Below are 25,472 nucleotides of genomic sequence, written 5' to 3'. Positions count from 1 at the left end.
AGTCCTATGGCTGAAGCGATGTTAAAGCGTATGCTTTCCTCGGATAGTATAGAGGTTAAATCTGCCGGTTTAAGCGCTATCGATGGTATGGAAGCATCTCGATGGGCCCAAGAGGTTATGCGTGAAAGGGGTATAGACATTAGCTTACATAGGGCAAGAAGTTTGACGGAAAAGGACGTTAACGAGGCAGATCTAATTTTGACGATGAGTCTTACTCAAAAGAGAGAGCTTTTAGAGAGATTCCCACAGGCAAAAGGAAAGACCTTCCTTTTAAGCGAATTTGTTTTTCCCGAGATATCAAGAGATATAGCCGAGTATGAAAGGGCTTTAGACGCTCTTGAGAGGGAAAAGGAAAGGTTACTGAGCTTTGAGAAAGATAGACTCGAGATTCTTAAGAGAAGGTATGAGGAGCTTAAGAGAGAAATGAATGATATTGAGAGAGAGATGAGTATAATATTGGCTCGAGTGGAGGATCAGTTATCTTCTAAAATCTTTCAGTTGCGTAAGCTTGGAGAAAAATTGGAGTCTTATGAGATTCCGGATCCTTATGGAAAGGGTAAGGAAACATATGAGATAGTTGCTCGAAAGCTTGAGGAGTTATTGACTTTGTTATCTAGAAGGCTTAAGGAGGAGAGGTTTTAGGGCCGATAAATAAATGGGAAGGTGTCATTATGAACGTTTATGAGCAGTATAAACAAACTCAGGTCCAGACTGCAAAACCGGAACAGCTTCTTTTAATGCTATACGATGGCGCTATAAATTTTCTGAAGAAGGCTAAAAAGGCGATAGAAGATAAAAACATACCGGAAGCTCATACTTTTCTTATAAAAACACAGGATATAATAATTGAGCTTATGGTTTCGCTTAACATGGAGGTGGGGGAAATCGCCATGAATCTATTTAGGCTTTATGAATATATGCACTATCGCTTGGTCGAGGCTAATGTGAATAAGGATGTTAAGCCAGTTGATGAAGTGTTAAAGATGCTTCAGGATCTTAGAGATGCTTGGGATATGGCGATTAAGAAGATGAGAGAGGGAAAGGCTGAAGAAACTTCGCCTAAGCCCCTGAAAGGGGGATTTAATATTGCAGGATAAGGAAAGACGAATAATTGAGATACTTGAAAAGGAGCTCGAGCTTTATAATATGCTTGAGAGCTTAGTAAATGAGCAGGAAAAAAGGATAGAGGAGTCTGATATAGAGGGATTGCTTAGGGTTATAAGCAGGAAACAAACTATTATATCTGAGCAGGATAAATTAAACGAGGAGCTTGAGGAAGTCCAAAGCGGTCTTTCTGGCGTTGTGGAGCGTTCTCAAGATAGGGCAAGGCTTTTGGATTTTCTCTCTAAGGATATCAGGGAGAAGGTGGAGGAGATTTTAGACCTTATAAAAGGCAAAGTTTTAAGGATTCTTGAGGTGGAGAACAGGTCGAGGGAGAAGCTCTCTTTGGAGATCGAGAAGGTAAAAGAGGCTTTAAAAGGCCTTCGGGAGGGGAAAAGAGCGATAGCTGAATATTATAACTCCTCTAAGGTTCAAGAGCCAAGATTTATAGACCAGCGCAAATGAGAAGGGTATTTTTAATCCTTGTTTCTGTTGTTTTTCTCTGGTTTAATTCTGCTTTCGGTGCAACAGTTGATGAGGTTAAAATGGGGGATAATATAGCTAAGGAAGTGGAGAAGGAATTCCCCCTTGTTAAGAACCCTGTTGAAGTTTCCCGCGTTGAGTCTGTTGGCTACTCATTAGCTCGTCATTCTAGCCGTAAAGACATAGATTATAAATTTAAGGTCATAGCTAAGAAAGATATTAATGCTTTCTCTATTCCAGGCGGTTATATATATGTTTTTTCTGGAATGCTTAACTTCGTGAGAACCGATTCAGAGCTGGCTGCTGTTATAGCTCACGAGATAGCTCACATAGAATATAGGCATGCCTTAAAGCAAGTAGCTGCAGCACAGAGGATGACGGTGTATTCTCTTGCTGTAGCTTTGCTTACTAGGACGACCGCTGGAGTACTGCTACCGAACTTGATACAGACGGCTGTCTTAAACAAATATAGCAGAGAGTATGAGGAAGAAGCGGACCTCAGGTCAATAGAGCTCTTACTTAAAGCTGGTTATAATCCAGTTTCTGCTTTAACGATTATCGAGAGACTTTATGCTCTTTCTCTTACTAAGCCTCCAAGAGACTACGGTATAATGATGAGTCATCCCGAGTTAAAGGATAGAGCGGTATATATACACAAGTGTCTAAAGGATAAGGGCATAGAAATAGATAGAAGGAAAGCCGCAAATTACGTACCTATAAAGGTCGGGGAGGATGGATTAAGCGTATATGCTGAAGATGTTCTTCTTTATAAGGCTTCCTCGAAGGAGGAGGCTAGCGATTTTGCATCTAAGCTTGATAAAGCCTTTAAGGTGGATCTTGAGCCCTTTCAGATAAGGGTTGAGGAGGGGAAGCTTACGGTAGATGGAATTTTAATAAAGAAGGGCTCAGATGAGGAGCTAAGGGCAGTTAAAGATAAGTTGGTTAAAATACTATTAGATTTTAGGATAAAATATATGCCTTTTTAGTCCCTCTCTTGCAAAAATAGGATTAAGGTGTTATACTTTAAGTGTAGATTTGCAAAAGAGTGGGGAAAGCCCCGCTCTTTTGTTTTTAAGGGAGTGATATAGATCATGGATCTAAAGGGTCTAGCTAGAAGGATTGAGGAGGAAATTCAAAGTGTCGTTGAAAGGGAGGGAGTCGAGCTTTTAGGTGTGGAGTTGGTCACTGAAAGCGGGAGAAGGGTCCTTAGAGTTTATATAGATTCACCTATGGGGGTATCTCTTAAAGATTGTGAACGTGTTAGTAAGGCTATAGATCCCATATTAGATAGGATAGACCTTATAGAGGGGAGATATTTTCTTGAGGTTTCCTCTCCAGGCATAGAAAGGCCTCTATTTAAGATGAAAGATTATGAGCGCTTTAAGGGAGAGATCGTTAAAATTAATACAAACGTTTTTATAGAGGGAAGAAGAAACTTTACTGGAAAGATAAAGGCCGCAGGGAATACTAGCGTTGTCATAGAAACCGACTCAGGAGATGTAGAGATAGCTTTTGAGAATATAAACAAAGCTAAACTTGTGGTTAAGGATTGGAGTGTGGAAGCGAAAAAAGGGAGGAAAGGAGAACGTGGGTAAGGAGCTTATAAGAGTGATAAAACAGATAGAGAAGGAGAAAGGTATCAGTAAGAATATTCTTTTTGATATGCTTAAGGCAGCTTTAGTATCTGCTTACAAAAAACATTTCGGTAGCTCTCATAATATCGAAATTGATATAGATCCTACCGATGGAGAAATAAAAGTTTTTGCTTTAAAGAGAGTAGTTAAAGAGGTTAAAGATCCTCGTTTAGAGATTTCTATAGATGAAGCAGTTGAGCATGGGGAGAGCCCTATTGAGGGGTCTGTGGTTAGAATAGAGGTAACGCCTCACGATTTTGGAAGGATAGCGGCTCAAACTGCTAAGCAGGTTATTGTTCAGAGACTGAAGGAAGTTGAAAGAGAGGTAGTATATGAGGAGTTTAGGGGAAAAGTTGGGGATATAGTTACGGGCACCATATACAGAAAGGATAAGGCTCAAGTTATGATTAATCTTGGTAAGACAGAAGCTATATTGCCTCTTCAGGAGCAGATTCCCACTGAGGAATATGATCCTGGCAGGGCCTTTAAGTTTTATGTTCTCGAAGTGAGGAAGACCACAAAGGGGCCTAAAATAGTGGTCTCTCGAACTCATCCGGGTTTGTTAAAGAGGCTTTTTGAGCTTGAGATTCCGGAGGTTCATGATGGAGTTGTTGATATAAAAGCTGTTGTTAGGGAACCTGGAGCGAGATCTAAGGTGGCCGTGTGGTCAAACGATCCAAATGTTGATCCCATAGGTGCATGTGTTGGAGCTAAAGGGGCGAGGGTTCAAGCGATAAGTAGAGAGCTCTCTGGTGAGAGAATAGATATAGTGGTTTGGAGTTCTGATCCTTTGATTTTTATAGCCAATGCATTAAGTCCGGCAAAAGTCATTAAAATTGAAAGAATAGAAGGAGAGGAAAAGGGAGCGAGGATATGGGTTCCTCCAGAACAGCTTTCCTTAGCTATAGGAAGAGAAGGGCAAAATGCTCGTCTTGTTGCTAGGTTGACGGGTTGGAGAATAGATATAAAGCCGTTTGAGGAGGAGCTTAAGGTCTATGAGGGCTAAGCATGTCCCGATCAGGACCTGTGTTGGTTGTGGAGAGAAAAAACCGAAAGGTGAAATGCTAAGAATAGTTAGGACAGTTGATGGGGGTATCTCCCTTGATGTTTCTGGGAAGAAAAGCGGTAGGGGTGTTTATGTCTGTTTTAATTCCGATTGCGTTGGAAAAGCTTTGAAAAAGAAGGCGATTCAGAGAAGCTTGAAGATAAATGAGTTAGATAGATCTATAATAGAAGAAGTTGAAAGACTGATTGCTAAGAGGAGAGATGGATTGGAAGACCCTAGTGGGCTTTGCCCGAAAGGCTAATAAGCTTACTATAGGAAGGAAAGCGACACTTGCGGCCTTAAAGAGAGGTAAGGTTTGCCTTATTATTCTTGCTAAGGATGCAGGAAGAGCGGTTAGAGAGGAGATGATAAGGTTTTCTGAAGAGTCGAAAATCGGAGTTATTTGGGTTAACTCTAAAGAGGATATGGGGAGGGTTGTAGGAAGGGAAAGTTGTAGCGTCCTCGGTTTGACGGATTCGAGGATGGCTCAGGGGGTGATAGACTTTGAGCAAAATAAGGGTCTACGAGTTAGCGAAGATGATCGGCCTTTCTACAAAGGAGCTTATGGACAGACTGAAGGACCTTGGTGTGGAGGTAAAAACTCATATGAGCACGATAGATACAGAGGTGGCTAAGATCATAGAAGAGGAGCTGCTTGAGGAAAGGAAAAGGATGGAAGAGATAGTTGAAGAGAAGAAGGAAGAGATTTCTGGCGTTCAAGAGATTGTGAAAAAGGAAGAGAAGCCTATAATTTTTGAGCCAAGACCTCCTGTGGTTACAGTTATGGGACATGTTGATCATGGTAAAACTACGCTTCTTGATACTATAAGGAAAACCAATGTTGCTGAGAAAGAGGCTGGAGGAATAACCCAAAAGATAGGAGCTTCTGTCGTAGAGCGAGGAGGCAAAAAGATAGTTTTTATAGACACACCTGGGCACGAGGCGTTTACTAAGATGAGAGCTAGGGGAGCTCAGGTTACAGATATAGCTGTCCTTGTTGTTGCTGCTGATGATGGGGTTAAGCCTCAAACGATAGAGGCTGTTAATCATGCAAGAGCAGCTGGTGTTCCTATAGTAGTGGCTATAAATAAGATAGATAAGCCTAGTGCTAATGTGGAGAAGACTAAAAAGGAGCTTTCTGAAATTGGATTGATTCCTGAGGAATGGGGCGGAGATACAATTTGCGTTGAGGTGTCCGCTAAGAAGGGTATGGGAGTAGAGGAGCTTCTAGATATGATAATTTTTTTGGCTGAATATCTAGAGCTTAAGGCTGAGATTAACGTTCCTGCGGAAGGGTATATCTTGGAATCAAGGCTTGATAAGGGAAAAGGACCGGTTGCAAGCGCTATAGTTAAAAAGGGAGTATTAAGAAGAGGAGATGTTATATTAACTAAAACTGCTTATGGTAGAGTTAGGGCGATGCTTGATGACAAGGGAAGGCAGGTAAATGAAGCTGGTCCCTCTATGCCTGTGGAAATAATAGGTCTAAATTCCCTTCCCGAGGCCGGTGATAGCTTCAGGGTTGTTGCGAGTGAAAAGGAAGCTAAGGAGGCGGTGGAGGCCTATTTCGAGGAGCTTAGGGAGAAGAGGCTTTCTACAAGGCCGAGAAAGATTACCTTGGAAGAGTTTCTTAAGCAGGCCAAGGAAGAGGAGGCTAAGGAGCTTAGATTGGTTATAAAGACCAATGCTCAAGGGGAGCTTGATGCCTTGGTACCTATTCTGGAGAGGCTTTCCACCGAGGAGATTAAGGTTAAGTGTATTCACGGAGGCATAGGTAATATCAATGAAAACGATGTTATGCTTGCCTCTGCTTCTGAGGCTATAATAATAGGCTTTAATGTTAAGGTTGAACCTAATGCTAAGCAGGAGGCTGAAAAAGAAGGTATACAGATAAGACTTTACCAGATAATTTATGACGTAGAAGAGGATATAAAGGCTGCAATGATAGGTATGCTTAAACCTAAGTATGAAGAGGTCTTCTTAGGTAAGGCCGAGGTAAGGGCGATTTTCAAGGTTAGAGGTGGTAAAGTAGCAGGTTGTTATGTTTTGGATGGCACTATTGTTAGAAATGCTAATGTTAGAGTTAAGAGGAAGGAATCGGTTATTTACGAAGGGAAGATTTCCTCCCTTAAAAGGTTTAAAGATGATGTTAAGGAGGTAGCGAAGGACTACGAATGTGGTATAGGGATAGATGGCTTTTCTGATTTTGAGGTGGGAGATATAATAGAGGCCTTTGAGGTAAGAGAGGTAAGGAGAACCACTCTTTAAGTTAAATAGATATGTTTGTTGGCATACTTGAGGTTCAGCTTAGGCTCTTTTCCGCTAAGACCCTTAAGGAGAAAAGAGCCTGTATTCAAAGGATAATAGCGAGGTTAAGAAATACCTTTAATGTTTCTGTTGCAGAGGTTGGGGAAAACGATAAGTGGAAAGAGTGCGTCTTGGGAATAGCGATGGTTGGAAACGAGAAGGCCTTTCTTGATAATGCTCTTAACAATGTTCTGTCCTTTATTGAAAAGGAAGGTAACATATGGATTGAAAACTGGTCAATCGAAATCTTATAGGAACCGTGAAAGAAGGGATAGAAGATGAGTCAGGTATTTAGGCTAAAGCGTGTTGAACAGGAGATAAAAAGGTTTATTGGTGAGTTTATATCAAGGGATTTGAAGGATCCCAGGGTTAAGGGGGTTAGTATAACTAAGGTTGAGGTTTCTAAAGATTTAAGATGGGCTTGGGTTTACGTTAGCATATATGGTGTTCCAGATCCGGTTGAAGTTATGGATGGTCTCCAGAGCGCCAAAGGTTTTATAAGAAGAGAGTTAGGTAGGGAGTTAAGGCTTAGGATAGTTCCTGAGATAGTATTTAAGGAAGATAGGTCAATAGATTATAGCTTTCACATAGAGAGGATTTTGTCTGAGGTGTCGAGAAAAGATGGAAAAGAGAATGACGACGAAGGAGATAATGGAGAGGATAAAGCAAGCTAATAGTGTATCTGTTATATCTCATGAGAGGCCTGATGGAGATGCCATTGGAAGTTTATTGGCTATGGGCTTAGGTATAGAGAGGCTTGGGAAAAGGGTAGAGATGTTTTCTCCTGATGGTCTCCCGAAGCTTTATGGATTCCTTTCAGGTAGTCAGAGAATTAAAAGGATTGATAGTTCTATATTAAAGGATTTCGACTTATATATTTTTCTTGATACAGCTAATCCTGAACGGATTTGGAACGGTTTTGATTTAAGTAGCTTAGGGGGTTATATAATAAATATAGATCATCACATCGATAATAGGCTTTACGGAAACATAAATCTTATAGATCCCTCCGCTTCTGCGACAGGGGAGCTTGTTTACGAGGTTTTAATAGAGGAGGAAAACCTGATAACCCCAGAGGTAGCTGACGCTATATATGTCGCTATAGTTACTGACAGCGGAAGGTTTAGTTACAATTCCACATCTCCTAGGACCCACAGGATAGTTGCCGATTTACTTTCAAGGGGTGCTGATAAGGTAAAGATAACACGGCATCTTTATGAGAATAAGCCCTTTAAGCTTCTTAAGGCTATAGGAGAGGTTTTAGAAAGGGCACAGCTCGCTTTCGATGGCAAGGTTATTTGGAGCTCGCTTTCTGAGGGTAAGCTTAGAGAGAACGGTTTCGATGCTATAGAGTCTGAGGGATTTATTCACTTTCTTAGAATGGCTGAGGGAGTTAAGATGGTTATCCTATTTAGAGAGATGATGGACGGGAGAGTAAGAGCAAGTTTACGCTCTAATGATGAAAATGTAAAGGTGAGGTTTATTGCTTCTTGCTTTGGTGGAGGAGGACATGATATGGCTGCGGCGTGTACCTTGGATGCTGACCTTGATGGAGCGAGGAGGCTTATTTTTGAAGCTATAAAAGAGATATATCAATGGAAGGAGTAGTTAAAGTTTATAAACCCCTTCTTATTACCTCCACTGACTGCCTTGAAGAGGTTAAGAGTGCCCTTGGTGTGAAGAAGGCTGGTCATACAGGAACGCTAGACCCTCATGCTGAAGGTTTGCTTCTTGTGTGCTTAAATTCTGCTACTAAACTCGTTCCTTTTTTGCTTCAGCTTGATAAAGAGTATATTGGAGAAGCCATTTTGGGAGTGAAAACCAGCACGGGAGACAGGGGAGGAACAGTCTTAGAAGTTAATACTCAAAAGGTTAATCTCGATGCTCTCTTAGAGGTAATCAATGGTTTTAAGGGAAGGATGAAACAGGTTCCTCCGCTTTATTCTGCTATTAAGATAGGCGGAAAGAGGCTTTATGAGTATGCGAGAGAGGGCTTAGATGGTATCGAGGTAGAGCCAAGAGAGATTTATATATACGAGTTTGAGGTGCTTTCTTTTGAAATTGGAGATTTTCCAAAGTTTTCTTTTAGATTGAGATGTTCTAAGGGAACCTATGTTCGGAAGCTGATAGAAGATATAGGGGATACCTTAGGGTGCGGAGCTTTCTTATACTCCTTGAAACGAACCAAGATAGGGCCGTTTAGCGTTGAAGGTGCTTCTACACCATGGAATAGGGAAAAGCTCCTTCAGGCTATGTTGAGTAACGAAGAGGCTGTGAGGATGATAATGCCTATTAAGGAGGTTTCTAAGGAAGAAGCTCGAAAGCTTTTGAACGGTATGAATATAGAAGCCAGCGAGGATTATGGGGGATTGGTAGGAATCTTTTATACAGGAACTTTAATAGCTATAGCTCAAAGCGAAGAAGGTCTTTTAAGGCCTATAAGGGTGTTTAAGCTGTGAGGTCCTTAGCTATAGGAGCCTTTGATGGGGTTCACTTGGGACATATAGAGGTTATAGAGAGAGCTTTATCTTGGGGTAGAGAGAGTGATTTAAAAGTTTCCGTTTTGACCTTTTCTCCACATCCTGAGAGGTTTTTTAAAGGAGAAGATTTTAAGCTTCTTACTACTGATGAAGAGAAGAAAGAACTGCTTCTTCAGCTGGGGGTAGATGAAATTATAGAGCTTCCCTTTGATGTAAGGCTTGCTTCAATGGCTCCAGAGGAGTTTTTTGAAGACGTTTTAGTGACTAATCTTAATGCTAAATTTATTTCTGTAGGCTTTAACTTTACCTTTGGGAGGGGAGGAAGGGGAACGGCAGGTCTCTTAAAGAGGCTCGCAGAGGAGAGAAAGATCGTTGTAGAGGTAATTCCGCCGAAGGTTGTCATGGGTAGAATAGTATCAAGTACGATAATAAGGGATCTTATAAGAAGTGGTAGAGTTGAAGAGGGGGCAATTCTCCTAGGAAGAAATTACTTTTTTACAGGGACGGTTGTAGAAGGAGATGCTCTCGGAAGAAAGATAGGTTTCCCTACTGCTAATCTTTTGATGCCTTCGGAGAAGCTTATACCAGCTGATGGTGTATATGCCGTTTTTTCTGAGGTAAGAGGTAAAAGATATCTTTCCGCTATGAATATTGGTACAAGGCCTACAGTTTCTGGAGTTTCGATGGAGAAGAGAGTGGAGGTTCACATCATGGATTTTAATGGAGACATATATGGAGAAAGAATTAAAGTTGAGATACTATGTAGAGTGCGAGGAGAGAGAAAGTTTCAAGGTCTTGAAGAGTTAAAAGCGCAAATCGAGAGAGACATTAACTGGATAAAGAGCCATTACAGAGGAAAAGTATGGTAATTAGTGATTACGTTGATGGGTTTCTTTTAAAAAGCATATATATGGGAGCGCGATGGGCATTTCGTATATGGATACCATCTTCAGCTTTTATAGTTTTAGGAAGGTTTTCGAAAGAAGAAGAGGAGGTTAAAGAAAGCTCTTGCCTTCCTATAAAGAGAAGGCTAGGAGGAGGCTGTAGCGTTGTTTTATATCCTGGAACTATTGTAATTAGTGTGGCATTGAGAAAAACCTCAAAAAAGGATATCTTTCCTCGAGAATGGATAAGTTTTATCAATGATGCTGTTATTTCTGCCTTAAGGAAAGCTGGATTAAGAGATGTTGAGGAAAGGGGTTGGGGAGATATCGCTTACGGGGATAGGAAGATAGGGGGAGTTTCTCTTTACTCTTCAAAGGATTTGATTTTATACCAGCTTTCCCTCATCTATAGTTTGGATTTAGAGCTTATTAGCGGAAGTTTAAAGCATCCTCCTCGTGAACCGGATTATAGAAAGGGAAGAGATCATGTCGAATTTCTAACTTCTATTAAGGAAGCCGATCCATGTATTTCTCTGAATGGGCTTATCTTTTTAATAGAAAATAGTCTTAAAAATGCTTTAGCTTCTATATTTTAATTTGGTATAATGTTTCTATGGGGGTGATAGGCTTGCGTAAAAAAGTAACCATACCAGATCTCTTTGAGAAGAAGAGAAAGGGCGAGAAGATAACGATGATAACTTCCTATGATTATCCGATGACTCAAATAGTTAATGAAGCGGAAATAGATATTATTCTTGTTGGAGACTCTCTTGGAATGGTTGTTCAAGGACATGAATCTACCGTTCCTGTAACTTTAGAGGAGATAATTTATCATTGTAAATGTGTTATGAGAGGCAATAGCACTGTCTTTGTAGTTGGAGATATGCCCTTCTTAAGCTATGAAATAAGCCCACAAGAGGCTGTTAAAAACGCTGGAAGGATAATGAAAGAGGGAGGGGTTGATGCTGTTAAGCTTGAAGGAGGAGTGAGGGTCGCTGATAAGGTGGAAGCTATAGTTAAAGCAGGCATACCTGTTATGGGGCATATAGGTCTGACACCTCAAAGCGTGAGTCTTCTTGGTGGATTTAAGGTTCAAGGGAAAGACATCGATTCTGCTAGGAAGATAATTGAGGATGCTATAGCTTTGGAGCAAGCTGGTGTTTTCTCGATAGTTCTTGAGTGTGTCCCTTCAGGTCTCGCTGAGATAATAACCAAAAAGGTGTCGGTTCCGACTATAGGTATCGGAGCTGGACCTAACTGCGATGGTCAAGTTCTTGTTCTTCACGATCTTTTGGGATTGTTCAAGCGCTTTAGACCGAAGTTTGTCAAGTCTTATGTAAATCTTTATGAAATTATACTTAAAGCTCTTGTGGAATATCGTGATGAGGTTAAAGGGGGAGCTTTTCCAACATCTGAGCATAGCTTTTCTATGAATGAAGATGTTTTAAGAACCCTTAAGGAGGAGTATCTTGGCTCATGAAGAGGATAGCTGTAGTAGGCGCTGGAGCTATGGGAAGCGTTTACGGTGCTTGCTTATCTCAGGTGGCAGAGGTTAACTTGATAGATGTATGGGAGGAACATGTCAAGAGGATAAACGAGGAAGGTCTTAAGGTAGAGTGGTTAGATGGCACGGAGAGAATCTTTAAAGTTAGGGCTTTTACTAATCCTCAAAACGTGGGAGAAGTAGATTTAGTGATAATTTTTGTTAAGTCCTATGTTACTGAAGAAGCTGTTAAGTTTTCCTTACCTCTTGTCGGTATGGATACCCTTTTTTTAACTCTTCAAAATGGGTTGGGCAATGCAGAAAAGATAGCTTCAATAGTTGGCAAAGATAGGGTGTTATGTGGGACTACGACCGCTGGAGCGACTCTATTAGGCCCTGGAAAGGTTAGGTATGCTGGAAGGGGAGAAACCACGTTTGGTCCCTTTGGGCAGGTGAATGAGGAGAAGGTTATCGAAATTAGGGATCTTTTTGAAAAAGCAGGTCTTGCTCCTATTCTTGTTGATGATCCATTGAGAAACGTTTGGCGAAAGCTGATCATAAACGTTGGTATAAATCCAATAACAGCTATAGCAAAGGTGTTGAACGGGAGGATTCCAGAAGATCCAAATCTTAAAGCTTTAAGTGAGCTTCTTGTAGAGGAAGCGTGTCTGGTTGCTAAAGCGGAAGGGTACAGTTTTGATACAGAAGAGATGAAAAATGTGGTTCTTGAAGTGGCAAGAAGGACCGCGAGGAACAGATCTTCTATGCTTCAGGATATATTAAATAAAAGAAGGACGGAGATAGATGCCATAAATGGTGAGGTAGTTTCACGAGGTAAGAAGTACGGCATTTCGGTTGGTGCGAATGAAGCGATAACGCTTTTAATTAAGTTCATGGAGAGCGGTATTAGCGGTGAGCTGTAAGTCATCATTTTAGATGAATGTCAATCTGGGGATAGGGTATCTCTATCCCCTCTTCTTTAAATCTGTACCATATATTGAAGTTTAAATCGGAATTTACCTTTAAAGGATTTGCTTTATTTTGATCTACCCAAAAGTAGATATCGAATATAAGAGAGTTTTCTCCAATCTCTCGGAATAGGACCATTGGTTCAGGATCTGGAAGCACATCGGGGTGTTTTTTAACCTCTTCAAATATAACCCTTTCTACATGTCTTGGGTCTGAATTGTAAGATACTCCAAGGGTGATTTTTCTTCTAACAATGGGGTCTGATTTGGTCCAGTTCATGACCATGTTAGAAGCCAGGAGGGAAGAGGGAACTATAACCTCAGTATTATCGAAAGTTTTCAAGGTTACGCATCTGTAGTCAATTTTTGTTATTTTCCCTGTAATAGGTGAGCTACTGTTTATTTCTATGGATATTATGTCGTTTAATTTGAAATGCCCTTCCATGAATATCAATATCCCTCCTACTATATTTCTTGCTAAGTCCTGAAGCCCAAGCCCTAATCCTATGCCTAGTGTTCCCGCGAAGACTGCTAAGATAGAGGGACCTACTCCTAGTGCTCTTAGAGAGGCAAGTAAGCCAATGAATATAATAGTATAGAAAGAGGCTTTCGATATTATCTTACGAAGCTCTGGACTATCTGTGACCACGTCCCCTTTAACTTCTATTAACTTTCGTAATAGTAAAGCTAAAAGATAGAAGAGGGTTCCTATAAGTATTGCCTCTATAAGCTGTGAAAGGTAAAGGGGAGTTTCTCCTATAGTTATAAGCTGTAAGTTGAGCCAGGATGAGAGTAGCTTATACACCCCCAAGAGCTTTGAGATTATAAGAAAGCTTAAAATAACCTCAAAGTATAGCCATAGAAGATACGCTTCTTTAGATAGAAAGGCCAGATTTTCGTTTTGTTTTATTGCTTTAGCTATAGCTTGATGAATAATTGAAAGTCCAGTTATAAAGCTAGTTAACCCTAAAAACCTCCAGAAAAGCGATATCGAGATTTCCTCATAGCCTGTGATCCAGAAGCCGCCCACAAGTGAGACGAAAATTAAAAATAAGAAGTAGAACCTTCTAAAAAGAAGCTTTAACTTCTTATAGAAAGCCACATCTATATCCGGTAAGAGGGAGAGAATGTCTTCTTTATAGAGCAACACTTGAATAGCTATTATGAATATACCAAGCTTTAATACAAGGAAGGATAACCTTTCTAGTGTTTTGCTTAGATTAAGGCTTTTTATAAGAAGGAGTGCCGTTCCTGAAACTATAACGAAGTTTAGAAAGAGCTTGATATGTCTGGTAAGCTTGAGGTTTTTAAAAGTTAACTGCATTATGATTAGCTGGGATAGGTTGCGAGCACCAGAAGCGAGAAAAATAAAGCCAGAAGCTGATAGGAAGGGGTTTTTATAATTTATAAGCTCAGGTAAAACTAAGAAAATGAAAGAGGCTATGAAAGGAAATAATAAATTGCTTATGGCAATCTTTTCATATATTATAGGTTTAATTTTTAATCGGAAGAAAACATATCCTATAATGGTAAGCCCGTAAAATGTAAGAAGAAAGTAAAAATGTGTAATGCTGATAAAAGAGATCAATCCATTGTAACTTTGGCTTATCTCGTTTGAGATAAGCATTAACCTTTCAAGCAAACTTTCTATCATGATATTAAAATTATATCACCAAAGCTAGGAGCTATTGACAAAAATAAATAGATGTGTCATTATTTTTACAGTATAAGGGCGGGAATATGCACTTTTTAAAAGGAGGGGTTGTGCATGGAGGTTTTAAAAGTTTCGGCTCAGTCTAGACCTAAGTCGGTTGCGGGTGCTTTGGCTGCCGTATTAAGGGAAAAGGGATGCGCTGAGCTTCAAGCTATTGGGGCGGGTGCAGTAAACCAAGCTGTGAAGGCAATAGCTATTGCAAGAGGATACGTGGCTCCAAATGGGATCGATATAGTTTGCATACCTGCTTTTACGAAGGTTGAGATTGAAGGAGAGGAAAGGACGGCAATTAAGTTCGTGGTCGAGTCTCGTTAAATTGGTCCCCGCCCAGGGAGGTTTATTAATATTGAGAGCAGAACCTGCTTGCCTATCTAAATAGGCAAGCAGGTTCTTTTTCTGCTTTTGAACGAAGGGGGGAAAAGTCATGGGAATTGCCGCTCCACGAGGTGTAAGAGATATACTTCCTGGGGAAACGGAAAAGTGGAGGTTTGTAGAGGGCGTAGCTTACGAGCTTGCAAGAAAGTATAACTATAAAGAGATAATTATACCTATTTTTGAACATACAGAGCTTTTTTCTAGAGGTATAGGGGAAGCTACGGATATAGTCATGAAGGAAATGTATACTTTTGAGGATAAAGCTGGAAGAAGTTTGACACTGAGACCAGAGGCCACCGCTTCTATAGTCAGAGCCTACTTAGAGCATCACCTTGAACAAAAGCCCCAACCGCAGAAATTTTACTTTTTTGGTCCCATGTTTAGGTATGAGAGGCCACAGGCTGGAAGGTATAGACAGTTTTGGCAGTTGGATTTTGAGGCTTTAGGTTCTCCTGATCCTCTATTGGATGTTGAGGTAATAGCTTTGGCTTGGGATTTAATGTTTTCCCTAGGAATTAGGAACTTAGAGGTTCAAATAAATAGTATAGGGTGTCCTAAGTGTAAAGAGCCTTATAAAGCTGTCTTAAAAGAATACCTTTCTGATAAGCTTTCTCTTTTATGTGAGGATTGCCAGAGAAGATATGAACTTAATGTTTTAAGAATTCTTGACTGTAAAAAGGAGAGTTGTAGAGCTATCGTAGAGGGAGCTCCAAAGATGGTAGATCATCTTTGTGCTGATTGTAAATCTCACTTTGAAGATGTGAAGGAAGGATTGGATTTGCTTTCTTTACCTTATGTTTTAAATCCTTATCTTGTTAGAGGTTTGGATTATTATACAAGAACAACTTTTGAAATAATGTCAGATAGACTAGGTGCTCAGAACGCTCTGTGTGGTGGTGGAAGATACGATCTCCTCGCTTTTGAAGTAGGGGGCATTGTGGTTCCAGCTGTAGGTTTTGCTGCTGGTTTGGAGAGAATTATCATGGTTTTAGAGGAAGAGGGATTGCTCAAAGATATAGAAAGGGGTATAGACTTATTTTTGATATCTTTGGGAGACGAGGCTAAAAAGCAAGCCTTTAAGCTGCTTTATATTCTAAGAAGGGAAGGATTTTCGGTTGACATGGACTACATGGATAAAAATATAAAAGCTCAAATGAAACTTGCGGACCAGAAAAAGGCGAAAAGGGTTTTGATACTTGGAGAAGATGAGCTTTCTTCAGGAGTTGTTAAAATAAAAGATATGGAAAGCGGGAAACAAGACGAGGTTCCTATTGGCGAGATCCTGGCCTACTTTAGGAGGTGTAAAAGGTGATAGAGTTATTAGGGGACTGGAAAAGAAGTTCCTATTGTGGTGAGCTTAGCGAAGGCGATATAGGTAAGGAAGTCACCTTAATGGGTTGGGTAAATAGAGAGAGAGATCATGGGGGGTTAACGTTTATAGATTTAAGAGATAGAACTGGTATAGTTCAGCTTGTTTTTGGTCCAGATATAGAACCGAAAGCACATGAAAAGGCCAAAAAGGTCCGTTCAGAATATGTTATAGCTGTTAAGGGAGAGGTAAAGAGAAGACCTTCTGGAACGGAAAACCCCGCTTTAAAGACAGGTAATATAGAGGTGTGGTGTAGGGAGATAAAGATATTAAATACCTCTTTGACTCCTTCTTTCTCTATAGCAGATGATATAGATGTTGATGAGAACGTTAGGCTAAGGTTTAGATATCTTGACCTAAGGAGACCTAAGATGCAGAGTAATATAATTTTAAGACACAAGGCTGCTCTTTGGATTAGAAACTTTTTATCCTCTCAGGGTTTTCTTGAGATAGAGACTCCTTTTTTGACTAAAAGTACTCCTGAAGGTGCAAGGGATTATCTTGTTCCAAGCAGGGTTAACCCTGGTTGCTTTTATGCTCTTCCTCAATCTCCTCAGCTTTTTAAGCAGATATTTATGATAGCTGGTTTCGATAGGTATTTTCAAATAGTAAGATGCTTTAGAGATGAGGACTTGAGGGCTGATAGGCAGCCAGAGTTTACTCAGATAGATATGGAAATGAGTTTTCCGAGTGAAGAAGATATTTTTGATATAAGTGAGAGAATGATAACTGGTTTGTTTAAAGAATTGATAAATGTGGAGATCGAAAGACCTTTTTTGAGAATGCCTTATAGTGAGGCAATGCTTAAATATGGTTCAGATAAGCCTGATTTAAGGTTCGGCTTAGAGATAAGCGATGTGACATGTGTTTTTAAGGATACAAAAGTAAAAATATTTAGAGAGATTATAGATAAAGGCGGGAAGATTAGAGCTATAAGGGTTCCTGAAGGTCAGAAGCTTTCTCGTAAGGATCTGGACGAGCTTGTAGAGTTAGCAAGGGCTTTTGGTGCTAAAGGGCTTGCATGGTTTGTTTTTGCTTCTGATGGTGTAAGATCTCCATTGGCTAAGTTTTTAGATGAAAGCGAGTTGATGTTGTTTAAGAAAGCCTTATCTGTGGAAACTGGGGATGTGGTTTTAGTAGGGGCTGATGAGAACGAGGAAAAACTTGCTGAATATATGGGGAGAGTTAGGCTTGCCCTTCCTGAGAAGCTTGGTATAAGGCTTCAGGGATATAAGTTTCTTTGGGTTGTGGACTTTCCTCTTCTTCAATGGAACGAAGAAGAAAAAAGATATGAAGCTGTTCATCATCCATTTACTTCGCCTAAGGAGGAGGATATTTATCTTCTTGATTCGGAACCATTAAAGGTTAGGGCAAGGGCCTATGATATGGTGCTAAACGGCATTGAACTTGGAGGAGGAAGCATAAGAATACATAATGCTGAGCTTCAGTCTAAGATCTTTAAGCTTTTAAATATAGGAGAGGAAGAGGCAAAGGAGAAGTTTGGTTTTCTCTTGGAGGCCCTTTCTTATGGTGCACCGCCTCACGGTGGGATAGCCTTCGGTTTTGATAGACTAGTAATGCTTCTTGCTGGTGAAAACAGCATTAGAGAGGTTATAGCCTTTCCTAAGACTCAAAAGGCTATCTGTTTGATGACCGGGGCTCCTTCTCCTGTTACAGAGAAGCAGCTTAAAGAGCTTCATATAGAGGTGAAGCTTTAAACTGATACTGGGAATAGGTGTTGATATCGTTAGAATAAGTAGATTCAAGAAATTGAATAGAAGGGTTTTGGAAAGAATCTTTACTTCGAGGGAGCGAGATATGTTCTTGGAGGGAAGGTTAGAGAGCATTGCTGTAAACTTCGCTGCTAAGGAAGCATTTATTAAAGCTTTCGGTAAGCTTTTAAGTTGGAAAGATATAGAAGTTTTAAGAGAGGAGAACGGAAAGCCCTGTATGGTTTTAAGCGGAAGGACAAAAGCGCTTGTTGAGGAGAAAGGCCTAAAACATATACATCTTTCATTATCACATGATGGGGATTACGCTCTTGCCTTTCTCATTTTAGAGGGGGTAGGTAAAAATGAAACTGGTAACTGCTGAGGAAATGAGAGAGATAGATAGATATGCGATTGAAAAGCTTGGTATTCCTGGCATTATATTAATGGAAAATGCTGGACTTAAGACGGTTATAGGAATGCGAGAGGTTATACCTAATTTATTGGAAAAGAGAATTCTAATAGTTGCGGGTAAGGGGAACAACGCTGGGGATGGTTTTGTAGTAGCAAGACATATATTTAATTTAGGAGGAGAAGTGAAGGTTGCCCTTTGCTCTCCTTCATCTGAGATAAAGGGAGATGCGCTAATCAATTTTGAAATTGCTAAAAATATAGGAGTGTGCCTTCTCGAGATAGGATCTATAGACGAACTTAGAATGCTTTTGGATTGGAGTGATATAGTCGTAGATGCCCTTTTAGGGACAGGTGTAAGAGGAGAGGTAAAAGGCTTCTTTGCAGAGGTTATAAAAGAGGTTAATCTTGCGGGTAAACCTATAGTTGCTATAGATCTTCCATCAGGTTTAGAGGCTTCATCAGGGAGGGTTTATGGTCCTTGTATTAGAGCTAATTGGACTTTTACGATGTGCTTACCTAAACTTGGACTTTGGGTTTATCCTGGAGCCTATTATAGTGGGCAGATATTTGTCGTCGATATAAGCGTTCCATCCTGGGTTTGGGAAAAGGAATTCAATATAAAGAGGGAGTTATTAACCATCCCTTATGTAAGGGAACTGTTGCCTCTTAAAAGGGATCCACAATCTCACAAAGGTGACTTTGGAAGAGTTCTTGTAATAGCGGGCTCCCGAGGTTTTACTGGTGCAGCAGCTTTAACCTCTCTTGGAGCTCTTAGAATAGGGGCTGGTTTAGTTTATCTAGCTACTCCTGAAAGTTTAAATGATATTTTAGAGACTAAACTTACGGAGGTAATTAAAATACCTGTTTCGGATAGTGATGGAGCTTTTGATATAAGGTCTTTTTTAGACCTTAAAGAGCATATAGAGAAGTGTGATGTAATAGTGCTTGGTCCTGGGATAGGAACGTCACCTCCTACTAAGCTTTTTGTCCATAAGCTAATTGAGGAGATTAATAAGCCGATAGTAATAGATGCGGATGGCTTAAACTGCTTAGCGGATAATGTGGAGTTACTAAAGGCTTGTAAGGGTAAGGTCGTTATAACTCCTCATCCTGGGGAGATGGCTCGTCTTATAGGTAAAAGCACCTCTTATGTTCAGGAAAATAGGCTTGAGGTTGCAGAAAGCTTTTCCTCTGAAACAGGTGTGGTAGTAGTTTTGAAAGGAGCAAGGACCGTCATATCTTCTCCAGATGGAAAGATCTATGTTAACCCTACGGGGAATCCGGGAATGGCTACCGGTGGAACAGGAGATGTCTTAACAGGGATGATAGGAGGGTTAATAGCTCAGGGATTAGGTCTTACGGAAGCAAGTTGTGTAGGGGTTTTTCTTCATGGATTGAGCGGTGATATAGTGGCTTCCAAAAAAGGAGAGCTATCTCTTATAGCCTCGGATTTGCTTGATTTTCTTCCCGAGGCCATTAAAGAGGTGTGTTCAGCTTGAGGTGGGAAAAGAGGAAAGCTAGGTTAGAAGAGGAAAAGGAGAGGTTAGATAGGATTTATAGAAGGAACGTGAAAATTTACATCATTACTTTGGTTTTTGTTACCCTCATGCTACTTTTGGCGAAGAGGCTGAATCCGAATGTAGATATAACTAGTCCACTTAAGGTTTTATTGGCTTTAATGGGTGGGTGGATCATATTGTTAGTTTTATCTTTTCTTAGGAGAAGGAGATGAAAATCCTCACTTTTTCTGAAAAAGAAACTGAAAGAGTTGGAAAATTGATAGCCTCTTGCCTGCAAGGTGAAGAGGTTATTTTTCTTATTGGTGGTCTTGGAGTTGGTAAAACTGTTTTAGCGAGGGGAATAGCTGAAGGGGCTGGTGTTGAAAGGAGGCTCAGAAGCTCAAGTTTTGTTTTGGTGAGCCATTATAAGGGTAGGAAATTTAATATTTATCATGTTGATCTTTATAGATTGGAAAAAAGAGAGCTACCGGATATCGGCTTAGATGAATTTTTAGGAGAGGGAGTGATAATAGTAGAGTGGGCTGATAGATTAGGAGATCTGTTGAAACCCTCTATATCTATAAAGTTAGATATTATTAAGGGTAACGATAGAATAATTGAAATCTGTGGGGAAGAGAAAATATCAGAGTGCATAAGAGAGGAGATTAAAAAAGATGCTTATTTTGGCGATAGACACCTCTTGCTTTAGAGGAGGAGTTGGAGTATTTGAAGAGGGAATTCCTATCTTTTATCTTCCTTTCCCAGAGGAAAGAAAGCATATTATCTATCTTCCTATTTATATTCAAAGGGTTTTGGAGGAGTCTAGGAAAAGGCTTGAAGATATAGATCTGATAGCCGTGGCATTAGGTCCTGGCTCATTTACTGGCGTGAGAGTCGGTTTAGCTGTGGCTAAAAGTATGTCTTATGCTTTGTCTAAGCCCATTAAAGGAGTTCCGTCTTTGGACGCCCTTGCCTCTAACTTTAAAGGAGAAACGGTACTTCCAACGATAAAGGTGAGGAAAAATCAGTATGTGGGAGCGCTATTTAAGGGAGGGATTCCGCCAGAAAAGCTTTCAGATATAATTTTAGGAACTATGGAAGCTTTTAAAAAGGATGGGATACTTTTTTTAGATGAATCGTGGAATAATTATACGTTCTTAATGTTGAAGGGTGTTGCTCTATTAGCAAAATTTTTATTTGAAAAGAATGGTAGTGACGATCCTTTTATTATATCCCCTATATACATTAAAGGGGGTCAGCCATGTTGAATAAAACGCTGATCAGACTCTTCATTCTTTACGCTTTGTTGGTTATGCTCCTGGCTTTTGTATTTCCATTTGTATTTGGTACGTTTTTGACTGCTATTGCTATAGTTATGATTCTTGAACCGCTCTCGGTTTTTTTAAGTAGAAAACTTAGGTTAAGTCAAGCCATATCAAACGGTGTTACTCTTCTTCTATTTTTTTTATCTTTAACTTTACTTCTTATTTTCTTGATACCATCGCTTGTGAGAGAAACCGCAACTTTCTATGAGATGGCTGCAAGGTTTTTTGAAAAGAAGGAATGGGAGGAACTTCTTCCTCCTACTTTGGCAGTTAGGTTAAGTCAGCTTTTTAGCCTATTTGAACCAAGATTGCTCAAGCTTCTTGAAAGCATTATTTCCACGGTTACGAGAGTGACTCCTCAACTTTTGACCTTCTTATTTTATGTGATTTTAGGTTCTGTATACTTGATGTATAACTTTAAACAGCTTAGAAAGGGAATACCCTATCTTTTTCCAAAAAGCTGTCGTAAGGAAGCCTCTTTATTCTTAAGGGATGTATATATTCAGTTGAGACAGTATATATTCTCTATTTCCATAGTTGCATTGTTCGTCGGAGTTTCTTTGGGATTACTTCTATGGTATTTAGGATCAAAGTACATTATTCTTCTTAGTTTTTGGGGATTTGTAACAAACTACATTCCTATTGTAGGGGTATTTTTGGAGCTTATTCCTTTATTTTTGATGACCTTTTCCTTGGGATTAAAGGCAAGCATAATTTTGGGAATAGGGGTGTTTATAATACATATTTCGGCTTTTCTCATATTTCTTAGACTAATGGGAGGATATATAAGGATAAATCCGGTTGCGATAATTTTCCTCATAATGCTATTTAGTTCGGCTCTTGATATCCTTGGAGCTTTAATAGCGGTTCCTTGCGGTATAGTTTTCAGAGTCTTCTGGATAAGGTTCCTCTCACCTGTACTAAACTTAAAGTAAGTTATTTAACTTAAATTGCTTTATCTGTCTGTTTTTGATAAAATGTCATAGGAAAAAGTTACAATCTTTAAGGCGGGGAGGGAGGTTAATGGCGAGGCATCTAGCGGCAAAATCTGGTTTATGTAGCGGATGCAAGGTATGCCAGTTAGTGTGTGCTTTATCTCATTTTAAGGAGAGCAATCCAAAAAAGGGGGCTATTCTTATTAAATCTAATTTACCTGAGCCAGGCTTTAAAGTAGTAACTTGTACTCAATGTGGTGTATGTGCAAGCGTATGTCCAGTAGAGGCTATATATCAAGAAGGAGAAGTTTATAAAATTGATAGAGAGAAGTGTATCGGTTGTTATGCTTGTGTTAGTGCTTGTCCGGAGGAAATAATGATAAAGCATCCTGCGGAGAGTGCTCCTATAAAATGTGATCTCTGCGGAGAGTGTATCGAATATTGTGGGCTTAACGTTCTTTATGTAGCTCAGAGTTAAGGGGGAGGGATTTTAAGTGGTAGGAGGTTACATGCATAAGGTTTTGCGGATTAATCTTTCAAAAAGGGAGATAAAAACCGAACCTCTTGATTTAAATATGGCGAGGAAGTTTCTTGGGGGAAGAGGTTTTGCCTCTTATATTCTTTATAGAGAACTTAAGAAGGGTATAGATCCATTGGGGCCAGAGAATAAGCTTGTTATGGCCTCTGGACCATTAGCGGGGCTTTTTAACCCTTGTGGAAGTAAAATTACCTTTGCTGCAAAATCTCCATTGACTGGAATTTATGGAGATAGCAATATGGGAGGGCATTTGGCTTCAGAGTTGAAATATGCAGGTTATGATATGGTTATATTTGAGGGGGCTTCGAAAGATCCTGTATATATACTTATAGATGATGATAATGTGGAAATAAGAGATGCCTCGCATCTATGGGGGAAGGGAACGATTGAAACGGAGAAAAGCTTGAAAGACGAGTTGGGCGAGGATTTTCAAATAGCTGTTATAGGTCCTGCTGGTGAAAACTTGGTTAAAGTGGCTATAATAAGGCATGACTTTGGCAGAGAATCTGCAAGAACAGGTGTTGGAGCTGTCATGGGTTCTAAAAAGATAAAGGCTATAGCTGTTCGTGGAACTAAGAGCATACCTGTTGCAGACTTTGATAGGTACTTTAGAATTGGCAAGGAAATGTTTAAGAAGTTAATGTCTAGCCCTGTATTTCCTGAGTTTCAGAGATATGGGACATCCATGGTTGTAGACTGGGTGAATCAAATAGGGGCTTTTCCTACGAAGAATTTTGCTACAGGTTATCATGATAACTATAAAGAGATGAATGGTGAAGCTATGAGAAGCAGAGTGGTAATTCATGACAAGGCTTGTGGCTTCTGTCCAATAGCTTGTGGTAGCTACTCTTGTGTTGAATATAAGGGCAAAAAATATTACGTAGAGGGACCAGAGTATGAAACTATCGGTATGATTGGTGGGAATTGTATGATGCCCTCCATATATGAAGTAACTTATGGAAATTATGTATGCGACAATCTTGGCTTAGATACTATTTCTACGGGTGGAATAATAGCTTTTGCAATGGAGTGTTATGAGAAGGGCATAATAACTAAACAAGATACGGGAGGATTAGAATTGAAATGGGGAGATATAGAAAGTTTTGTAAAACTTGCTGAAATGATGGCTAAAAGGGAAGGCATAGGGAATATTCTCGCTGAAGGAACTAAGAAAGCGGCTGAGTATTTTGGGAAAGACTCAATAAAGTTTGCTATGCAGGTGAAAGGTATGGAGATAAGCGCTTATGATTCTCATCTGGCACCGGCTATGCTTCTTGCTTACGCCACGTGTGATATAGGAGCGCATCATAACAGGGCTTGGGCTATAACTTATGATATTGAGGTTGGAAGGGAGAAGATAACAAGGGATAAAGCTGAGAGGGTTGTTTTCCTTCAGCATGCCAGACCTATGTTTGACGCCCTTGGAGTGTGTAGGTTAACATGGGTGGAGTGCGGCTTAGATTTAGAGTATTATGCTAAGATTTATAGTGCCATAACAGGTTGGGAAACCACTTTAGATGAGCTGCTTAAGTCTGCTGAGAGAGTTTGGAACCAGAACAGGCTCTTTGCGATGAGAGAAATTCCAGATTTTGGAAGGAAATATGATTATCCACCCGCAAGATGGATGGAAGAACCAGCGGTAAGTGGTCCTACGCAAGGAAAGTTTATTCCGAAGGAAGAAGTGGATAAGCTCCTTGACTTTTATTATGAAGTCAGGGGTTGGGATAAAAACGGCAGGCCGACTTTAGAAAAAATAAAAGAATTAGAGTTGGAGGTGATAGAGTGAAGGGAGGTTAGAAGCCTCCCTTCACTTGTATATCCATGGCAGTGAAGGTTAAAACGGGAGGTCTTTTGCTTAAAAAATATATTCCTGAAGTATGTTATGTGGAGATAGATGGTTCTATAACCGTTAGAGAGCTTCTTGCTAAACTTAAAATTCCCGAGGATTTAGTGGCAGGTGTAATAGTGGATGGTAAAGTATTAGATAAGTCTCAAGAGATTAAGGATGGTCAAGAAGTGGCTCTTATGGCTCCTATAGCTGGAGGGTAATCATTTTTATGGAAATAGCTGATGTCGTTATAATAGGGGGAGGAATCCAGGGCTGTTCTTTAGCTTATCATTTAGCTAAAAAGGGATGTAGAAGTATAGTTTTATTAGAGCGGAGCTTTTTAGCTTTTGGAGGGACTGGAAGGTCAGCGGGTGGGGTAAGGCACCAGTTTGGAACGGAAATAAATTGTATATTAGCTAAGTATAATATTGAGGCTTTTAAGAGGCTTTCTTATGAGCTTGAATATCCTAAAGGGATAGAATTTGAGCAAGGTGGTTATCTTTGGATAGCTTATACTGAAAAGCAGTTCAGGCAGCTTGAAGAAAACGTTAAGCTTCAAAATAAACTTGGTATTTCATCTAAAATGCTTTCTAAGGAGGACATTAAAAAGCTTTTCCCCTGCCTTAATGTAGAAGGTATAATTGGGGGAAGCTTTTGTGATCAGGATGGTCATATAAATCCGTTTCATGCTACCTTGGCTTATGCTGAGGCTGCTAAAAGGCTCGGCGTAAAATTATATACTTATACCGGAGTTTGGGGAATTAAGTTAAGTGGAAGTAAGGTTGAAGGAGTTTATACTGAAAAGGGTTTTATATCTACTCCTGTCATTGTTAACTGTGCAGGCCCTTGGGGTAAGGAGATAGCATCTTGGGTAGGTATTGATGTTCCACTATATCCCGAAAGGCACCAGATATTGGTTACTGAACCGGTGGATAGGGTCTTAAACAGCTTTGTACTTTGTTTAGATGACGGTTCTTACTGGAAACAAACTCCTAATGGTAACTTTGTGCTTGGTATTGGCAACCCAAACGAAGTTAAGGGGTTTAATATGAAATCCTCTTGGGCTTTTCTTGAGGAAGCTGCAAAAAAGGTGGTTAGGAAAATGCCGCTTTTATCAGGGATAAGAGTTATAAGGCAATGGGCTGGTATTTATGATATTACACCAGATTCTCAAGCGATATTAGGCCCCACCCTTATAGAGGGTTTTTATCTTAATCTTGGTTGGAGTGGACATGGCCTCCAATTTGCCCCATCGATAGGCAGAGCAATGGCTGAACTTATACTTGGGGAGAAGCCCTTTATAGATATTACTCCCTTCTTTTTAGAAAGGTTTGACAAGGGTAAGCTCATACCTGAGCCAGTTTGTATTTGATGGGGGGTA

The 25,472-nt window shown here is 40.0% G+C and carries 31 protein-coding genes; 30 read left to right on the top strand and 1 reads right to left on the bottom strand.

All coding sequences use genetic code 11. The features are described from left to right. The 17 genes from NZ900_06495 to NZ900_06415 form a co-directional block, all read left to right on the top strand. A partial coding sequence (locus NZ900_06495) for a hypothetical protein (protein MCS7233739.1) occupies positions 1 to 642 on the top strand: 642 nt, incomplete at its 5' end. Positions 643 to 671: 29 nt separating this feature from the next. Then, positions 672 to 1,097, top strand: a complete 426-nt coding sequence (gene fliS, locus NZ900_06490) for a flagellar export chaperone FliS (GenBank protein MCS7233738.1) — start codon at positions 672 to 674, stop codon at positions 1,095 to 1,097. Further along, positions 1,087 to 1,566, top strand: coding sequence for a flagellar protein FlgN (locus NZ900_06485; GenBank protein ID MCS7233737.1), 480 nt, complete (start codon positions 1,087 to 1,089; stop codon positions 1,564 to 1,566). Before fliS ends, NZ900_06485 begins: the two co-directional genes overlap by 11 nt. Then, positions 1,563 to 2,570 (top strand): M48 family metalloprotease, encoded by a 1,008-nt coding sequence (locus NZ900_06480; GenBank protein ID MCS7233736.1) that lies wholly within the window; start codon positions 1,563 to 1,565, stop codon positions 2,568 to 2,570. Before NZ900_06485 ends, NZ900_06480 begins: the two co-directional genes overlap by 4 nt. Before the next feature lie 105 nt (positions 2,571 to 2,675). After that, complete coding sequence (locus tag NZ900_06475; protein ID MCS7233735.1) at positions 2,676 to 3,179, top strand: ribosome maturation factor RimP; 504 nt, start codon at positions 2,676 to 2,678, stop codon at positions 3,177 to 3,179. Continuing rightward, positions 3,172 to 4,224, top strand: coding sequence for a transcription termination factor NusA (gene nusA, locus NZ900_06470; protein ID MCS7233734.1), 1,053 nt, complete (start codon positions 3,172 to 3,174; stop codon positions 4,222 to 4,224). Before NZ900_06475 ends, nusA begins: the two co-directional genes overlap by 8 nt. Continuing rightward, complete coding sequence (locus tag NZ900_06465; GenBank protein MCS7233733.1) at positions 4,214 to 4,525, top strand: YlxR family protein; 312 nt, start codon at positions 4,214 to 4,216, stop codon at positions 4,523 to 4,525. Before nusA ends, NZ900_06465 begins: the two co-directional genes overlap by 11 nt. Continuing rightward, positions 4,485 to 4,898, top strand: a complete 414-nt coding sequence (locus NZ900_06460) for a L7Ae/L30e/S12e/Gadd45 family ribosomal protein (protein ID MCS7233732.1) — start codon at positions 4,485 to 4,487, stop codon at positions 4,896 to 4,898. The genes NZ900_06465 and NZ900_06460 overlap by 41 nt, the downstream gene beginning before the upstream one ends. Beyond that, the gene (gene infB, locus NZ900_06455; GenBank protein MCS7233731.1) at positions 4,801 to 6,531 is read left to right on the top strand and encodes a translation initiation factor IF-2; all 1,731 of its coding nucleotides are present in this window, start codon (positions 4,801 to 4,803) and stop codon (positions 6,529 to 6,531) included. The genes NZ900_06460 and infB overlap by 98 nt, the downstream gene beginning before the upstream one ends. 11 nt (positions 6,532 to 6,542) lie before the next feature. Continuing rightward, the gene (locus NZ900_06450) at positions 6,543 to 6,824 is read left to right on the top strand and encodes a DUF503 domain-containing protein (protein MCS7233730.1); all 282 of its coding nucleotides are present in this window, start codon (positions 6,543 to 6,545) and stop codon (positions 6,822 to 6,824) included. 24 nt (positions 6,825 to 6,848) lie between these two features. Beyond that, on the top strand, positions 6,849 to 7,244 hold the full coding sequence (gene rbfA / locus NZ900_06445; GenBank protein MCS7233729.1) for a 30S ribosome-binding factor RbfA: 396 nt from the start codon (positions 6,849 to 6,851) through the stop codon (positions 7,242 to 7,244). Continuing rightward, the gene (locus NZ900_06440) at positions 7,192 to 8,178 is read left to right on the top strand and encodes a bifunctional oligoribonuclease/PAP phosphatase NrnA (GenBank protein MCS7233728.1); all 987 of its coding nucleotides are present in this window, start codon (positions 7,192 to 7,194) and stop codon (positions 8,176 to 8,178) included. The genes rbfA and NZ900_06440 overlap by 53 nt, the downstream gene beginning before the upstream one ends. Beyond that, positions 8,166 to 9,029, top strand: coding sequence for a tRNA pseudouridine(55) synthase TruB (truB, locus tag NZ900_06435; GenBank protein ID MCS7233727.1), 864 nt, complete (start codon positions 8,166 to 8,168; stop codon positions 9,027 to 9,029). Before NZ900_06440 ends, truB begins: the two co-directional genes overlap by 13 nt. Beyond that, positions 9,026 to 9,919, top strand: a complete 894-nt coding sequence (locus NZ900_06430; protein MCS7233726.1) for a bifunctional riboflavin kinase/FAD synthetase — start codon at positions 9,026 to 9,028, stop codon at positions 9,917 to 9,919. Before truB ends, NZ900_06430 begins: the two co-directional genes overlap by 4 nt. Next, positions 9,913 to 10,530, top strand: coding sequence for a hypothetical protein (locus NZ900_06425; protein ID MCS7233725.1), 618 nt, complete (start codon positions 9,913 to 9,915; stop codon positions 10,528 to 10,530). The genes NZ900_06430 and NZ900_06425 overlap by 7 nt, the downstream gene beginning before the upstream one ends. A gap of 32 nt (positions 10,531 to 10,562) precedes the next feature. Then, a complete protein-coding gene (gene panB, locus NZ900_06420) occupies positions 10,563 to 11,414 on the top strand; it encodes a 3-methyl-2-oxobutanoate hydroxymethyltransferase (GenBank protein MCS7233724.1) in 852 nt (283 codons plus the stop codon). Next, the gene (locus NZ900_06415) at positions 11,411 to 12,340 is read left to right on the top strand and encodes a 2-dehydropantoate 2-reductase (GenBank protein ID MCS7233723.1); all 930 of its coding nucleotides are present in this window, start codon (positions 11,411 to 11,413) and stop codon (positions 12,338 to 12,340) included. Before panB ends, NZ900_06415 begins: the two co-directional genes overlap by 4 nt. 4 nt (positions 12,341 to 12,344) lie before the next feature. Here NZ900_06415 and NZ900_06410 read toward each other — a convergent pair whose 3' ends face one another. After that, positions 12,345 to 14,039, bottom strand: a complete 1,695-nt coding sequence (locus NZ900_06410; protein ID MCS7233722.1) for a mechanosensitive ion channel — start codon at positions 14,037 to 14,039, stop codon at positions 12,345 to 12,347. Positions 14,040 to 14,153: 114 nt separating this feature from the next. On the opposite strand from NZ900_06410, the gene NZ900_06405 reads away from it, so the two are divergent. The 13 genes from NZ900_06405 (at position 14,154) to NZ900_06345 (ending at position 25,463) form a co-directional block, all read left to right on the top strand. Further along, on the top strand, positions 14,154 to 14,414 hold the full coding sequence (locus NZ900_06405) for a stage V sporulation protein S (GenBank protein ID MCS7233721.1): 261 nt from the start codon (positions 14,154 to 14,156) through the stop codon (positions 14,412 to 14,414). Positions 14,415 to 14,523: 109 nt separating this feature from the next. Then, positions 14,524 to 15,786 carry a histidine--tRNA ligase gene (hisS, locus tag NZ900_06400; GenBank protein MCS7233720.1) on the top strand — a complete coding sequence of 421 codons (1,263 nt, stop codon included), beginning with the start codon at positions 14,524 to 14,526 and terminating at the stop codon, positions 15,784 to 15,786. Next, positions 15,783 to 17,561 carry an aspartate--tRNA ligase gene (gene aspS, locus NZ900_06395; protein ID MCS7233719.1) on the top strand — a complete coding sequence of 593 codons (1,779 nt, stop codon included), beginning with the start codon at positions 15,783 to 15,785 and terminating at the stop codon, positions 17,559 to 17,561. Before hisS ends, aspS begins: the two co-directional genes overlap by 4 nt. Positions 17,562 to 17,574: 13 nt before the next feature. Continuing rightward, a complete protein-coding gene (gene acpS / locus NZ900_06390; GenBank protein ID MCS7233718.1) occupies positions 17,575 to 17,937 on the top strand; it encodes a holo-ACP synthase in 363 nt (120 codons plus the stop codon). Continuing rightward, complete coding sequence (locus tag NZ900_06385; GenBank protein MCS7233717.1) at positions 17,918 to 19,465, top strand: NAD(P)H-hydrate dehydratase; 1,548 nt, start codon at positions 17,918 to 17,920, stop codon at positions 19,463 to 19,465. Before acpS ends, NZ900_06385 begins: the two co-directional genes overlap by 20 nt. Continuing rightward, positions 19,462 to 19,698 carry a hypothetical protein gene (locus tag NZ900_06380; GenBank protein MCS7233716.1) on the top strand — a complete coding sequence of 79 codons (237 nt, stop codon included), beginning with the start codon at positions 19,462 to 19,464 and terminating at the stop codon, positions 19,696 to 19,698. The genes NZ900_06385 and NZ900_06380 overlap by 4 nt, the downstream gene beginning before the upstream one ends. Then, on the top strand, positions 19,695 to 20,174 hold the full coding sequence (tsaE, locus tag NZ900_06375; GenBank protein ID MCS7233715.1) for a tRNA (adenosine(37)-N6)-threonylcarbamoyltransferase complex ATPase subunit type 1 TsaE: 480 nt from the start codon (positions 19,695 to 19,697) through the stop codon (positions 20,172 to 20,174). Before NZ900_06380 ends, tsaE begins: the two co-directional genes overlap by 4 nt. Beyond that, positions 20,140 to 20,733: a tRNA (adenosine(37)-N6)-threonylcarbamoyltransferase complex dimerization subunit type 1 TsaB gene (tsaB, locus tag NZ900_06370; protein ID MCS7233714.1), complete on the top strand. Its 594-nt coding sequence runs from the start codon at positions 20,140 to 20,142 to the stop codon at positions 20,731 to 20,733. Before tsaE ends, tsaB begins: the two co-directional genes overlap by 35 nt. Continuing rightward, a complete protein-coding gene (locus NZ900_06365) occupies positions 20,730 to 21,725 on the top strand; it encodes an AI-2E family transporter (protein MCS7233713.1) in 996 nt (331 codons plus the stop codon). The genes tsaB and NZ900_06365 overlap by 4 nt, the downstream gene beginning before the upstream one ends. An 88-nt stretch (positions 21,726 to 21,813) precedes the next feature. After that, the gene (locus NZ900_06360) at positions 21,814 to 22,203 is read left to right on the top strand and encodes a 4Fe-4S dicluster domain-containing protein (protein MCS7233712.1); all 390 of its coding nucleotides are present in this window, start codon (positions 21,814 to 21,816) and stop codon (positions 22,201 to 22,203) included. A 16-nt stretch (positions 22,204 to 22,219) separates the two neighbouring features. After that, positions 22,220 to 24,049 carry an aldehyde ferredoxin oxidoreductase family protein gene (locus NZ900_06355; protein MCS7233711.1) on the top strand — a complete coding sequence of 610 codons (1,830 nt, stop codon included), beginning with the start codon at positions 22,220 to 22,222 and terminating at the stop codon, positions 24,047 to 24,049. A gap of 65 nt (positions 24,050 to 24,114) precedes the next feature. Next, positions 24,115 to 24,312 (top strand): MoaD/ThiS family protein, encoded by a 198-nt coding sequence (locus NZ900_06350; GenBank protein MCS7233710.1) that lies wholly within the window; start codon positions 24,115 to 24,117, stop codon positions 24,310 to 24,312. A gap of 8 nt (positions 24,313 to 24,320) precedes the next feature. Further along, positions 24,321 to 25,463 (top strand): FAD-binding oxidoreductase, encoded by a 1,143-nt coding sequence (locus tag NZ900_06345; protein ID MCS7233709.1) that lies wholly within the window; start codon positions 24,321 to 24,323, stop codon positions 25,461 to 25,463. The last annotated feature ends 9 nt before the right edge of the window (positions 25,464 to 25,472 follow it).

Source organism: Synergistota bacterium, from assembly GCA_025060595.1.
In the GTDB taxonomy this organism is placed as follows: Bacteria; Synergistota; GBS-1; order GBS-1; family GBS-1; genus 42-11.
The sequence above is the reverse complement of the archived record's forward strand: the minus strand, read 5'-3'. Positions and strand labels throughout refer to the sequence as shown.

Bases quoted from the DNA above. Each gene is read 5' to 3' on its own strand.
- hisS (MCS7233720.1), top strand. From the start codon at position 14,524: ATGGGAATTGCCGCTCCACGAGGTGTAAGAGATATACTTCCTGGGGAA.
- NZ900_06450 (MCS7233730.1), top strand. From the start codon at position 6,543: ATGTTTGTTGGCATACTTGAGGTTCAGCTTAGGCTCTTTTCCGCTAAG.
- NZ900_06345 (MCS7233709.1), top strand. From the start codon at position 24,321: ATGGAAATAGCTGATGTCGTTATAATAGGGGGAGGAATCCAGGGCTGT.
- NZ900_06410 (MCS7233722.1), bottom strand. From the start codon at position 14,039: ATGATAGAAAGTTTGCTTGAAAGGTTAATGCTTATCTCAAACGAGATA.
- NZ900_06475 (MCS7233735.1), top strand. From the start codon at position 2,676: ATGGATCTAAAGGGTCTAGCTAGAAGGATTGAGGAGGAAATTCAAAGT.
- NZ900_06480 (MCS7233736.1), top strand. From the start codon at position 1,563: ATGAGAAGGGTATTTTTAATCCTTGTTTCTGTTGTTTTTCTCTGGTTT.
- NZ900_06425 (MCS7233725.1), top strand. From the start codon at position 9,913: ATGGTAATTAGTGATTACGTTGATGGGTTTCTTTTAAAAAGCATATAT.
- NZ900_06360 (MCS7233712.1), top strand. From the start codon at position 21,814: ATGGCGAGGCATCTAGCGGCAAAATCTGGTTTATGTAGCGGATGCAAG.
- NZ900_06460 (MCS7233732.1), top strand. From the start codon at position 4,485: ATGGATTGGAAGACCCTAGTGGGCTTTGCCCGAAAGGCTAATAAGCTT.
- NZ900_06385 (MCS7233717.1), top strand. From the start codon at position 17,918: ATGAAACTGGTAACTGCTGAGGAAATGAGAGAGATAGATAGATATGCG.
- NZ900_06440 (MCS7233728.1), top strand. From the start codon at position 7,192: ATGGAAAAGAGAATGACGACGAAGGAGATAATGGAGAGGATAAAGCAA.
- infB (MCS7233731.1), top strand. From the start codon at position 4,801: ATGATCGGCCTTTCTACAAAGGAGCTTATGGACAGACTGAAGGACCTT.
- NZ900_06405 (MCS7233721.1), top strand. From the start codon at position 14,154: ATGGAGGTTTTAAAAGTTTCGGCTCAGTCTAGACCTAAGTCGGTTGCG.
- rbfA (MCS7233729.1), top strand. From the start codon at position 6,849: ATGAGTCAGGTATTTAGGCTAAAGCGTGTTGAACAGGAGATAAAAAGG.
- tsaE (MCS7233715.1), top strand. From the start codon at position 19,695: ATGAAAATCCTCACTTTTTCTGAAAAAGAAACTGAAAGAGTTGGAAAA.
- tsaB (MCS7233714.1), top strand. From the start codon at position 20,140: ATGCTTATTTTGGCGATAGACACCTCTTGCTTTAGAGGAGGAGTTGGA.
- NZ900_06465 (MCS7233733.1), top strand. From the start codon at position 4,214: ATGAGGGCTAAGCATGTCCCGATCAGGACCTGTGTTGGTTGTGGAGAG.
- truB (MCS7233727.1), top strand. From the start codon at position 8,166: ATGGAAGGAGTAGTTAAAGTTTATAAACCCCTTCTTATTACCTCCACT.
- NZ900_06415 (MCS7233723.1), top strand. From the start codon at position 11,411: ATGAAGAGGATAGCTGTAGTAGGCGCTGGAGCTATGGGAAGCGTTTAC.
- fliS (MCS7233738.1), top strand. From the start codon at position 672: ATGAACGTTTATGAGCAGTATAAACAAACTCAGGTCCAGACTGCAAAA.